10 protein-coding genes and 1 pseudogene are annotated in these 12,726 nt (G+C 32.3%); 2 read left to right on the forward strand and 9 right to left on the reverse strand.

Annotated elements, in window-relative coordinates; all coding sequences use genetic code 11:
• Positions 1-5 precede the first annotated feature (5 nt).
• Positions 6-1,142, forward strand: coding sequence for a glycosyltransferase (locus ACYUJ6_RS11230; RefSeq protein ID WP_461842872.1), 1,137 nt, complete (start codon positions 6-8; stop codon positions 1,140-1,142).
• A 109-nt stretch (positions 1,143-1,251) separates the two neighbouring features.
• Here ACYUJ6_RS11230 and ACYUJ6_RS11235 read toward each other — a convergent pair whose 3' ends face one another.
• The 9 genes and pseudogenes from ACYUJ6_RS11235 to ACYUJ6_RS11275 form a co-directional block, all read right to left on the reverse strand.
• Positions 1,252-2,349, reverse strand: a complete 1,098-nt coding sequence (locus ACYUJ6_RS11235) for a glycerol dehydrogenase (RefSeq protein ID WP_461842873.1) — start codon at positions 2,347-2,349, stop codon at positions 1,252-1,254.
• Positions 2,350-2,469: 120 nt separating this feature from the next.
• The gene (locus tag ACYUJ6_RS11240) at positions 2,470-3,483 is read right to left on the reverse strand and encodes an SPL family radical SAM protein (RefSeq protein ID WP_461842874.1); all 1,014 of its coding nucleotides are present in this window, start codon (positions 3,481-3,483) and stop codon (positions 2,470-2,472) included.
• The gene (locus tag ACYUJ6_RS11245; RefSeq protein WP_461842875.1) at positions 3,449-4,282 is read right to left on the reverse strand and encodes a hypothetical protein; all 834 of its coding nucleotides are present in this window, start codon (positions 4,280-4,282) and stop codon (positions 3,449-3,451) included. The genes ACYUJ6_RS11240 and ACYUJ6_RS11245 overlap by 35 nt, the downstream gene beginning before the upstream one ends.
• Before the next feature lie 212 nt (positions 4,283-4,494).
• Positions 4,495-6,516, reverse strand: coding sequence for a methyl-accepting chemotaxis protein (locus ACYUJ6_RS11250; RefSeq protein WP_461842876.1), 2,022 nt, complete (start codon positions 6,514-6,516; stop codon positions 4,495-4,497).
• Between the two features lie 361 nt (positions 6,517-6,877).
• On the reverse strand, positions 6,878-7,465 hold the full coding sequence (locus ACYUJ6_RS11255) for a protein kinase (protein ID WP_461842877.1): 588 nt from the start codon (positions 7,463-7,465) through the stop codon (positions 6,878-6,880).
• Between the two features lie 131 nt (positions 7,466-7,596).
• Positions 7,597-8,650: pseudogene (locus tag ACYUJ6_RS11260) on the reverse strand (MDR family MFS transporter).
• A gap of 86 nt (positions 8,651-8,736) precedes the next feature.
• Positions 8,737-9,915: a PDDEXK nuclease domain-containing protein gene (locus ACYUJ6_RS11265; RefSeq protein ID WP_461842878.1), complete on the reverse strand. Its 1,179-nt coding sequence runs from the start codon at positions 9,913-9,915 to the stop codon at positions 8,737-8,739.
• A gap of 139 nt (positions 9,916-10,054) precedes the next feature.
• On the reverse strand, positions 10,055-10,966 hold the full coding sequence (locus ACYUJ6_RS11270; RefSeq protein WP_461842879.1) for a ribonuclease Z: 912 nt from the start codon (positions 10,964-10,966) through the stop codon (positions 10,055-10,057).
• A 245-nt stretch (positions 10,967-11,211) separates the two neighbouring features.
• A complete protein-coding gene (locus ACYUJ6_RS11275) occupies positions 11,212-11,433 on the reverse strand; it encodes a helix-turn-helix domain-containing protein (RefSeq protein ID WP_461842880.1) in 222 nt (73 codons plus the stop codon).
• A 222-nt stretch (positions 11,434-11,655) separates the two neighbouring features.
• Between ACYUJ6_RS11275 and ACYUJ6_RS11280 the strand changes: the two genes are divergently transcribed.
• Complete coding sequence (locus tag ACYUJ6_RS11280) at positions 11,656-12,642, forward strand: biotin--[acetyl-CoA-carboxylase] ligase (protein ID WP_461842881.1); 987 nt, start codon at positions 11,656-11,658, stop codon at positions 12,640-12,642.
• Positions 12,643-12,726 lie beyond the last annotated feature (84 nt).

Genomic DNA, 12,726 nt, shown 5'->3' on the forward strand with positions numbered 1-12,726 from the left:
CGCATATGCACATTTTTCAGGAAGAACATTCAATACCTCTTTTTATAATGACTGATGATACTGGTATTATTCAGCACAGTGTATTTTCAGTGCCGGATCCAAACTCCGGTTACACCACAGATGATAACTCAAGAGCCTTAATTGCAGCTGTAATGCTCTATGAAAAATTCAAAAGCAAAAAATATTTGAAATTGATATTTATCTACAGTTCTTTTTTATTATATGCTCAAAATGATAAGGGAACTTTTAAAAATTTCATGGATTACAATAGAAATTTTACGGAAGAAGAAGGATCTGAAGATTGTTTTGGAAGATGTTTATGGGCACTGGGATATACCTTTAAATCAAAAGGCGTACCGGAATCCATAAAATCTGCAGTTTTAACTATGATATACAGGGCAATTCCCAATATACCATCATTAACTTATATAAGAGGAAAATCTTATTCCCTATTGGGATTAAATCTCTTTTATAAAGCTCTTTTGGAAAAAGGCAATGATACTATGGCAAAGGAACCCATAGACAGATATCTAAATGGCATTGAAATTTTAAAAACCAATGATGTATCAATGACAACCATGTTGGATTTAGTTAATATCTCAAAAGATCAAATAATAAACATATGCCAATGTCTTACAGATAATTTTGAAGTTCATGCCAGCGGATCCTGGCAATGGTTTGAGGACAGTTTAACTTACGGGAATGCCCTGCTTCCCTGGAGTTTATTAAAGGGCGGCAGCACCTTAAGCAACAAAAAGTATTTGGATACGGCACTTAAATCATTAAACTTTTTAGAAAAACTTTGCTTTTCAAAGGGCTATTTTAAACCTATCGGCAGCAATACCTGGTTTAAAAAGGGAGATACAATTCCTTCTGAATTTGATGAACAGCCTATAGAAGCCTGTGGTACATGTATTATGTATACGGAAGCATATAAAATATTAAAGGATATAAAATACCTGGATAAGGCTCATATCTGTCACGAATGGTTTCTTGGAAAAAACTCTAAAAGCAAAGTTCTAGTAGACAGCTTTACCAATGGCAGTTATGATGGAATAATGAAAACTCATGTGAATTTAAATCAGGGAGCTGAGAGTATACTTGCAAAAATAATAACCGAACTGACTTTAGATAATCTTTAATAGTCAATTTCTACTTGCAATAACAGGCGAATACAATTATAATGCTTATGCAATCCATAAATAACTGCCAGTTTTTGATGATATTTCAAATCAAAAGCTGGCAATTGTTTTACATCTGCTTATACATTTTCCCCAGTTCGTCAGCAGTAAGTATTGCCGAATACACGTCTTCTTTTGTAACCTTAAAGGGCATATTCCCCATGGTATCATTTTTATCACAGGAAACTTCTGCGGCCTTCATTATGTCATCCTTGTTTATTTCCTTAATTCCAAGATCTCTTAGGGTAGTTGGAAGCCCTAAATCAATACAAAAATCTATGACCTCCTCTATTTCTTCTGAAGGACTGTTTTCAAGAATCAATTGAACTAAAGTTCCAAAAGCAACCTTTTCTCCATGATATAATTCATGGCACTCTTTGATTACTGTAAATCCATTATGAATAGCATGTGCAGCTGCCAATCCACTGCTTTCAAATCCAATTCCGCTTAAATAAGTATTTGCTTCAATTATGTTCTCCAATGCCTTTGTAGACACCTTGTTTATAACAGATAACTTAGCTTTAAGTCCATCTTCCAAAAGTGTATCATAACATAATTTTGAAAGTGCAAAAGCAGCCTTTGTAGCTTTACCTCCTGCCATAGTAACTGCTCCTGATCTGACACATGCCCTTGCCTCAAAATAAGTTGCCAGTGCATCTCCCATTCCTGAAACAAGAAGTCTTACTGGAGCCTTTGCCACTATTGATGAATCCACAAGTACCATATCTGGATTTTTAGGAAGTACTAGATATTCACTGAACACACCTTCATCTGTATATATTACAGAAAGTGCACTGCATGGTGCATCAGTAGCAGCTATAGTTGGAACTATTACAACCGGAGTACCTGCATAATATGCAACCGCCTTTGCAGTATCAAATATTTTTCCTCCTCCTATACCAATTACCACATTGTTATTATTTTGTTTCAGTTTTTTTTGCAACCTGTCTATTTCATTTTTAGAACATTCTCCATTAAAAGCTTCAAAATATAACGAACAATCTTTTCCTTTAAAGCTCTCTTCTATTTTTTCTCTTGTCCTTTTAATTCCATTTTCACTGGCTATTATAAAAAAGCTATTTCCAAGCTCTTTAACGTAATCAGCTATTTTATTAAGTTCTCCATTTCCCTGCACGTATTTTCCTGTTGATATGATAATTCTTGACATTTTTAATCACTCCTTTATTCAATTATTTTTAATAACTTGATTTATATTATACCCCGAAAGTCACTTTTATAAAAGATTAAGGTCCAGTTACAACTTCCACTTTCATTTTAACAATACTGATTATTGTATAAATATTTTATCCTTTCTAACGTAATTGGAAACTATATTGTATACAAAATCCACCATTTCCCTGTGGTGTGCTTCATCATAAGTGCAGACTCCATCTAATGTTTTAAAGGGATAGGAAAGCAAACTGGAATCAGGATTTGACTTTATCATATTTTTAAAATAGCTTTTTGAAATTCTGAACACTCCTATACTGATATCCTGTACCTTCTCTACTGGAATAATTTCAAAGGTTTCTTCTATACATCTTTTATAATATTTATCCCAATTTTCAACATACAATATAGGATCAAAACATATTCTCACCTTCCACCCTTTCTCCAAGGCACTTTTAGCTGATTTCAATCTTGAATTTAACTCCGGAGCACCTGTTTCGTATTTCCGGGCAATTTCATCTGGTGAAATTGTCCATGCAAGTACTACATTGTCAAGAGGTACAACATCTTCTATACTTTTAAAATTAGAACTTTTGGTTCTAACTTCTATTTTTAAATTATTCTTTTTTTCAGCAAATTCCAGCCATTTATTTAAAAATCCCGTTATACCCTCAAAAGCCATTATATCCGTATCATAAGATATGCATATATATACAGGATGTTTTTTCAAAATACAGTTCAACTGGTAAAAAACATCCTGTATATTTACGAATATAACTACATTTGCTGAAGAATACATACCTTGAAGATAGCAGTATTCACAATTATACAGACAATTCATTATAGAAGATGTATAATAAAAATATTTGTTCCCAAAATCATCACAAACCTTGGCTCCTTTATAAATCAAATTTCCATCATCATACGCCAATATTAATTTAGGAGACTTTTTTTGTACTAGAAAGTTTTGATTGTGCCTGCAAAAAACATCTTTATAATGCCCTATCCTTATTACCTTTGAATTTTTTAATTTTGAAAGTATGGCTTTTGTATTCTCATCTTCAAAAATCCTGTCTTCTACATAAATGTGGGAAAATCTAGATGAACTCAAGCTGCTGCACCAATTTTTCAAAATACATCTTCCTCTCATATTTGGTTTTACAGTAAATTTGAGTAAAAGGTTCAAGTGCAAGAAGTAAATTACCATTTCTGATTTTATATGATTTGGATAATTTTTTAAGTTCCTGCTGCATGGACACAGATAAATTGAAATTAGATACAATTTCATTTATATAATTCATGTCCTTTTCATCAAGTATATCACTGGGTTTTGCACATTCATGGGCAATATCAAGTATCCATCCGCATATTTTTTCTGAACTTTTTTCAATTAACTCTTCTATTCTTTCTTCATCTATGTCATTGCCATGTACATAATCAAATACTACTTTTAAGCAATAAATTCTATGAGGCGGCAAAAATATGGACACAGATTGAAAAAAGGCGGATCCCTCAATATCCATAATGTCTCCTTTTATCTTTTCAGCTTGTTCTTGATCCAGTGCTTTGGGAAAACTCTCCAGACATCCTTCTTCAAAAGGATGCCTGAATATCATATCAGGATAAAAGTCCCTATTGTTTACACCATCTGTTATTTTATTGCAGAGTACTACGTTCCCTATTTTAAAACTTTTATTTTTACTTGAACATAATCCTATATTTATAAAAGTATCATATTTATTCACATCAAATCTGCCTATAATATAACTACAGGCACTGACCTGATTTACAATTCCAGTGTTACTTATTACAATTACAATTTCGTCATTTTTAAAAACCTGGAACTTGTTTATGGAATTATCCTTTTTCAAGGAGAATTTTTTTATAAAAGGCTCTGCTTCACAATATAATGCTGTTGATATAAAAACCATATAATATATCCTGATCTCCAGCTATCAGGATTTTTCACCTCAACTTTCTTTTATACTTTTTATCACAGTACCATAACTTCATGATAATTCATATGAACTATCATACTATAATAATTAATTTAAAGAAAGCCTTAAATCTATAATTTCAATCTATCTTAAAACACAACCCCCATCTTTACAAGGCGGGGGTTGTGATAAACTGGATTAACTGTTTACATTTTAAATTTATCTGTTTCCTCACTCAATTTGTTTACAATATCATTGAGCTCTGATGCATATTTATCCACATTTTCCGAAGATGCAAACATCTCTTCTGAAGATGCTGATATTTCCTGTGAAGATGCAGAAGTTTCTTCAGATACCGCAGTTACAGATTCAACTTTTCCCAAAACATCATCCTTTGATTTAACAGTCATTTTTAAAGAATTATAGGTATTGTCAAGTAAAGGCCCTATGCCTTCTACTGCATGTGATATTTTTTCAAAGGAACTTTTAGTACCCTTTACTGTATCTTCCTGATTTTCCACAAGGCTGTTTACCTTATTTGAAGTCAAGATTACATCTTTGGTTTCATTGCTTATGGATTGTATAATATGCTGTATCTGTTCTGTTGACTCTTTTGACTTCTCTGCCAGCTGTCTTACTTCTTCTGCTACTACAGCAAAACCTTTTCCTGCCTCTCCTGCCCTGGCTGCTTCTATAGCGGCATTTAATGCAAGCAGATTTGTCTGATCCAGTATCCCGTTTATTACATCCGTTATACTTCCCACCTTGGATACGCTGCTGCTGAGGCCATTTATTTTCTCAGAAACTGCTCCAAATGATTCTCTTACATCTTTTATGGATTTTAACAGCCGGTCTATTTGTTTTTTTCCTTCTTCCAATATAATATTAGTTGTCCCTGAACTTTCTTTAACTTCTGAAAGTTTACTGTATATATTTTGCAGTTCATCCGCCAGACCTACCATGCTATTTGAAATTCCAACTAAATCACTGGCCTGTTGGGTAGTACCCCTGGTTACTTCCTGCACTGCACTTGCCACGTCATTGGCAGCTCCAGTCATCTGGCCTGAATTTGTTTTTAAATCTGAAGACATGGAACTTACCTTCAGCGAATTATCCTTTATGGTTCCAATGGTATTTCTGAGACTGGCGCTCATATTTCTAAAACTGTCCGCCAATACTCCGATTTCATCATTGCTGTCCACATTTATTTTCACATTCAAATCTCCATCCGATATTTTTTTGGATACACCAACCAGTTCTTCCAATGGCTTTGTTATACTGCTGGATATCCTAATAAGTACAAATGCAGCAACAACAAAAGCTATAACAGATAATACTGCAATTATGCCAATTATACTGTAAACAGCCTTGTTTGCATTTTTCATGGAAATACCTATATTTACGGCGCCAACTGTTTTTCCGTCAACTTTTACAGGGTATATAACATCATATACAGGAATCTGATTCTTGTATTTGAATTTAGATGAATAGGGCTTTCCATCCACTGCAGCAGTTTTACTTCCTGCATCACTCAGCTTGGTTCCTATCCTGCTTTTATCCGTATGTGCTACTACCTTGGTATTATTGTCCATATAAAGTGCATATACTATGGAACTATCTTTAGCTAAAGTATTAACTATATTTTGAGGCTGCATCTTGACTGTCAGACTCTGTACTTTATTTGCCATCACTCCTATCTGGATGACTCCCCCATCCGCATTTTTTATGGATCCAAATTTGTAATAATTGTCGCTACTAGTACTCTTTCTAATATCCTCCATGACAATATTTTTTCCACCATTTAATATTTCATAAGATGAATCTCCATTTTTAAAGGCATAACCCAAACTAGTGGGCAAATTTGAATATATTATTTTTCCCTTTGGATCCGTGACATTTATCTCATCTACCTGGAATTCCTTGGCAAGAGTAGTCAAATAATCATTGTTTACCTTGTCCTTATTATCTCTTATGAAACCTGCCAAGGTGCTTATTCTGGTCTCTATGGACCCGTTTAAATTTTTTATGGAGTCTGTATTGTTAGCCAAGCTATCAGATATTTGTTTAGTCATCATCATTCCATCAGTCTCCATCTGAGCTATAACCTTACTTTTAGCTATTCCTATGGATATGGATGCTATTAGTACAATAACTACAGCCATTATAATCATAGGTATGGATAAAATTTTAAACTTTAAATGAGTTTTTTGCTTATTGTAATTTTCCACAATTATTCACGCTCCTCTTTTGCATATTATCATATATACCTGGAAAATTATTCAATACATTGGTTCTATTATCAAAGAAGATTTTAATATTTTTTTATATATTATTAAAAAGCTAATTAAATCATTAAAACATCCATGGTAATTATAACATATTATATAATAAAATCCAATTTTTTCTCTAAATTATTTGCACTTTAAGAAAAATATGATACTTTTTAGAATAAATTATCATTTTATTCCATATATGCCATTACCAAAGTGCAAATTAAGGATAAACAATGCTACACCCCTGCATACTTTTTCCTAAGACTCAGTTGGGAAAAAGTATGCCTTATGAGTAAATTCCACCTGAACCCAAGAGTCACTTGATACCTCTTCCCAGATATCTTCGTATTTTAAAATTCCATTCCCTGTATTCCTCTCCATATTCTTTTTTTACAATTTCCAAAAACTCATCCAGTACTCCCAGTTTACTCAAGCCTTTCATAAGATGCCGCGGATAGCTGCAATTTTTGGAATAATTATTCTTAGGATCTATTACTTTTATAGAAAAATCATCACTTAGATACAAATCCTTGCACCTTATATCTAATTTAGTAAAGCCCAGTTCTTTAAATTCTTTTATGAGTTCAATCATATTAGCTGCTATTTTTCTATTTAATCCATTTTTCTTAATATAATAATCAAGTCTTTCTCCCTTGGCATAGCTTCTCACAATATAATAGTCTCCATGAAAATATACTTGAGGAAAGTATTTGCTTTTGCTTGTTTTTTTCAATATGTCATATTCATTTTTACATACATATTTGCTTTTAAATATTTTAATTACTTTGTTATCTTCAAGCAAATACACTATGCCATTATGCCCGCATCCCAAAAAATCGGCTCCTCTCAGCATATTTTCAGCCCTTTCGTCCAGTTCAATATAATAACCCTCTCTCTTACTCATAAACAAACCTTTCTATATTGTTGTTATTATATTGTATGAGCCTTGATATAATAATTTGATAATAACTTAAATAAAAGTAAAAAAATCTGGGAAGTAATATTCTTCCCAGATTTATTTTATAACTTCAAAATCTAATTATTTTCTTTTAAATCCTTTGGTAAAAATAAAGAAAGTATAAGTGAAACCCCATTAATTATAATAACGTATATGAATAATACATGAAGACTTGAATTTAACGATTCTTTTATAAATTGCAAAGACACTCCCATATTAACGGATGCTTCAGAATACAGATTACTTGGATCTATCCCTGAAATTCCTATTCTATTAAAATATTTTAATATATTCAAATTAAATATACTTCCAAATATGCTTATTCCTATAGTCTGCCCTAAATTACGCAGAAGGGAATTTGATGCAGTAGCCGCCCCTCTCATATAATAACCTACCGATGACTGTACAACTATAGTAAGTGTAGTAAAATTGCCTCCGAAACCAAACCCTAAAATAGCTACACATAGTATGACTAAAAACAATGAAGAGCTAATTTCCATGTGAAGGAGCAGTACACTTCCCAACAGCACTATAATTGAGCATATTAGAATAATCTATTTTTCTCTTTTTCTTTTGAAAATTTTCATTGAGATTTTTTTGAATAAGTACTATTGATATTATTCCAAAAGGTATGTTTATAAAAAATATCCAGTGCCAGGATAAAGTATCTATTAAAAATCCTCCTAAAAAAGGTCCTATTAGACTGGATATACCCCATACCGTACTAAGCCACCCTTGAACTTTTGCCCTTTCCGAAATGGAAAATATATCTCCGACTATAGTATATGTAATTGTAAATATTGAACCTGCTCCAATTCCCTGCAGGGCTCTGAATATTATAAGTGAGTATATATTTTGAGAAAGTCCGCATAAAATACTTCCCAGTAAAAATATTGCTATCCCAATTGTTAGAAGGTTTTTCCTGCCGTATAGATCTGACAGCTTACCATATATAGGAGTTGTTATTGCAGATGTAAGCAGATAACTGGAAAATATCCAGCTTACAAGTCCGAATCCATTCAAATCTTTTATTATAGTTGGAACCGCAGTAGTTACAACTGTCCCTTCTACAGCCGCAAGAAACATAGCCAACATCGTTGCAATAATTATATTTCTCTTTTCTATTACCATGTTAAATCTCACTTTCTTTAAAAGAGCCTTCGATTTACCAGTTTACCTGAGATTTTATACTCTACAAATAATTATTCACCTTAAAATTATAACAATTTTAGTTTGCTTTTAATCCCACAGCCTATTTCTTTTACTGTAGGCAATATTCCTTGATACTGTTGCGGGATATCTTCATTTAATCTGTATTCTGCATCTTCAGATTCTTCCGCATCCTTAAAAGCATACTGTACAATTAATTTTTCATCTTCTTTACAAATAATTATGCCTATGGAACTGTTATCATCTTTACTTTTAACTGAATCGTCCAATATAGAAAGATGAAAAGTCAGAATGCCAAGGTATTCCGGCTTGAATTTTCCAACTTTCAGCTCAACGGCTACATATCGTTTTAACTTTAAATTGTAAAAAAGTAAATCCACATAATAATCTCCTCCGGAAAGTTCCATATGATACCTATTGCCAACTAATGCAAATCCAGAATTTAGTTCCAAAAAAAATTCCATTGTATACTTAATAAATTGTTCCTGAAAATTCTTCTCTTTTTCCTCATCTAAGTCATTCATAAAATCTATGAAATATTCATCCTTTAATGCTGAAAAATAATTTTTCATATCATCCTCAGGTAACTGACCTGTATCTTCATTTGAAATTATATCTTTTATAAAAGGTGATACACCTGCATCCTGTTTTTTTTCATTGTTCTCACCTTTGGAAAGGTTGTCCACTTGTACTTCTGATGTAATAATATCTTTATTTTGAACAGATTGTACCTCTTCATTTGTTGTTTCTTCTTCAGGAACTTCTTCCCCATTATCTTCTGCTATTCCATACTGCAAATCTATTTTTCTGGCTAAAGTCTCCGGATTCCATCCCTTTTCCAGAGCTTCATTCATGTACTCCATTCTTCTATTTACATTTTTTATCCTGTCCACAAGGAGAATATTGCATGACCAGCTTATCCTTGAAGCCACATTTTCCACAAAATTTTGAGACTTGTATTCTTCAGCAAACTTAGCCATATTTTTTAAATTTTTTTCTGAAAAACTGAGTCTGCTTGAAAACTGAGCTTTAAAATATTGTGCTAGAATATTTATAAATTCACTTCCACAGCCCTTATTTTGTCTTGTTAAGATTAAATTCCCAATTTTCCAGTAAAGCATAAACATGTTTTTATTAACAGTTATCAATGATCTGTTTTTTGAAGAGATGACATCATTCCTCAAATTTTCAAGGGACTTGCCCACATCGTTATAATTTTCTATCATAGTAAAACCACCTCAGAACTGGCATCATTTTAGTTTTAATAATTATATATTTTTATTATACGGTAAAATCCATAATATTTCTACCAAATTAAAACTATTTATTCAATATTAAGCCATTCAGCTGAATCTAAGAATAACTTTATTCCTTGAATTTTATGCTTTTCACATATCTGTCCTCTCCTATTATTGTATTTTTAAACATATCCCTGGCATTTTTTAAATATACCTCAGGTTCAGGCATTGAAGGACTAAAATGAGTTAACCATAATTCTCCTACTCCTGCCCTTTTGGCAAGAAGTGCCGCCTCTGAAAACACCATATGTTTATACCGAACAGCCTTTGGGATATTTTCATCATCCCCATACATTCCCTCACATATGAACACATCGGAATGTTGAATGAATTTCACCAGTGCTTCCGTTGGTCTGGAGTCTGTACAATAGGACACCTTTAATCCTGTCCTTTCATATCCAAGCGCCATATCCGGAGTGTATATACGTTCCCCGTCCTTTATGACCTCCCCCCTTTGAAGACTGTTCCAAAACATTAAAGGCACTCTATTTTTTAAAGCCTTTTTCCTGTCAAATTTTCTATTTCTGACTATATCTAAAGAATATGCCAGACAAGGTATACCATGATCCACAGATAATGCATTTATATTAAAGCCACCTATTTTTTTATAATAACTGCCCTCTCCATAAAGTTCAATCAAGTTTATTTTATATGGAAGTACGGGAGCTATGACTCTAAGACCATTTATCACTTTCAATAACCCAGCAGGTCCCATTATAGTAATAGGATCAGTCCTTCCTGAATTAGCTATTGTAAGCAGTAATCCCGGCAGTCCTGCTATATGATCTGCATGAAAATGCGTAAATAAAATCACATCTATATTCTTGATTTTCCACCCTAAAATTTTTAAGCTGATCTGAGTACCCTCACCACAGTCTATAAGCAGTTTTCTTCCATTGTAAGAAGCTATCATAGAAGTAAGCCATCTGCCAGGCACAGGCATGCTCCCTCCGCATCCCAACAAACATAAATCCAACATAAGCGCCTATCCCTTCTCCAAATTTAATATATACATAATATTTCCTTTTAAACAAGACTATAATTTAAATCTATTCACATATAACTTGAACAATCTTACTAAATGGTTAAAGCTGCAGAATTTATCCGCAGCTCACTTTTTCAATATAATAATTTAGGCTTTTTTATATATCCTTTCCTGATGTTTCTTCTTTTATCCGGTAATTATTTATCTCTAAATGTAATTTTATGAGAAGCTCTTATTTATCATGCGCTTAATATTAAATCATCAATTTTACAGCCAAGTATCTTTGCTATTACAACAACTTTTTCAAGACTTGGATTTTTCTTATCTCCTCTCTCCAGCTCTTCTAAATAAGACTTTGAAATTGAAGTTTGGAAACTGGTGTTTTTAGTAAGATTTTGAACATCCAAAGTAGTATACCCTAAGCTTATCCTTATATCACGAATTTTTTTTCCGTTTAACATAAGAAAACCCCCTATTTAATATTAACTTCTCTAATTTAAATTATATTACTTTCTTATAAAAATTTACAGGTGCATTTTATTGTCTAATCTATTTATTATTTCTTATTCAACCTCATACAGGAATATTCAGCTGAAAAATATTTTACCTGATTATTACGATACAGTTTAAATATATGAACTGTGCTATAATACTATTAAATAATATAAAAAGGTGGGTTTTACATGAAATATGAAGTACTTCATTTATTGAAAGAAAATAGTGAAACATTTTTATCCGGGCAGCTCATAAGTGAAAAACTAGGGGTAAGCCGCACCTCCATATGGAAGTACATAAAATCATTAAAGGAAGAAGGGTATATAATAGATTCTTCTTCTAAAAAAGGTTACAGATTGATAAATTCTCCAGACACACTTACTTTTGAGGAAATTAAAAAATATCTAATTACAAAATACATAGGAAAAAAGATTGTACATTTTGAAAGTACCAATTCTACAAATGATAAAGCAAAGGAATTGGCTGAACAAGGTGCCAATAATGGAACTATAATAATATCTGAGGAGCAGGTAGGCGGTAAAGGCAGGCTTGGCAGGCTATGGTGTTCTCCTAAATATAAGGGAATATGGCTGTCTATGATATTGAGGCCCAATATAAATCCAATGAAGGCTCCAAAAATAACTCAAATAGCTGCCGCTGCCATGATAGAAAGCTTAAGGAAATTTAATATAAATGCCAAAGTAAAATGGCCTAACGACATAATAATTCACGGTAAGAAAGTTTGTGGAATTTTAACAGAAATGAGCGGTGAATTAAACAGAGTAAATTATGTAATTGTTGGGATAGGTATAAATGCCAATTTAGATAAAGGTGATTTTTCAAAAGACCTGCTGGATAAAGCCACTTCTCTTAAAATAGAGATAAAATTCCCTGTGGACAGAAAGGCCTTAGTTGGTGCTCTGTTAAATAAATTTGAATGTCTATACACAGAATTTCAGGAAAAGGAGAAAATTGAAACTTCCATAAAAATATGTAAAGACAATTCTGCTGTTATTGGTAAAAATATAAAAATAATTAAAAACACTGATGAAAGCTATGCAAAAGCATTGGACTTAGATGAAGACGGTGGATTAATAGTACAGTATGAAGATGGCTCTGTTGAGAAACTGATATCCGGAGAGGTTTCCATAAGGGGATTAAATAAATATATTTAAATTTTTTAATTAATTTTTACTATAGATAAAATCCGAATCATAATATATAAATATTTGTTATAGGACATATCATCATGTATAATT

It is taken from the genome of Clostridium sp. JNZ X4-2 (assembly GCF_054889485.1).

What these genes read in the sequence shown, in the direction of transcription:
- ACYUJ6_RS11230 (WP_461842872.1), top strand. Translation starts at nt 6, where the DNA reads ATGCACATTTTTCAGGAAGAACATTCAATACCTCTTTTTATAATGACT.
- ACYUJ6_RS11245 (WP_461842875.1), bottom strand. Translation starts at nt 4,282, where the DNA reads ATGGTTTTTATATCAACAGCATTATATTGTGAAGCAGAGCCTTTTATA.
- ACYUJ6_RS11235 (WP_461842873.1), bottom strand. Translation starts at nt 2,349, where the DNA reads ATGTCAAGAATTATCATATCAACAGGAAAATACGTGCAGGGAAATGGA.
- ACYUJ6_RS11270 (WP_461842879.1), bottom strand. Translation starts at nt 10,966, where the DNA reads ATGTTGGATTTATGTTTGTTGGGATGCGGAGGGAGCATGCCTGTGCCT.
- ACYUJ6_RS11265 (WP_461842878.1), bottom strand. Translation starts at nt 9,915, where the DNA reads ATGATAGAAAATTATAACGATGTGGGCAAGTCCCTTGAAAATTTGAGG.
- ACYUJ6_RS11255 (WP_461842877.1), bottom strand. Translation starts at nt 7,465, where the DNA reads ATGAGTAAGAGAGAGGGTTATTATATTGAACTGGACGAAAGGGCTGAA.
- ACYUJ6_RS11275 (WP_461842880.1), bottom strand. Translation starts at nt 11,433, where the DNA reads ATGTTAAACGGAAAAAAAATTCGTGATATAAGGATAAGCTTAGGGTAT.
- ACYUJ6_RS11280 (WP_461842881.1), top strand. Translation starts at nt 11,656, where the DNA reads ATGAAATATGAAGTACTTCATTTATTGAAAGAAAATAGTGAAACATTT.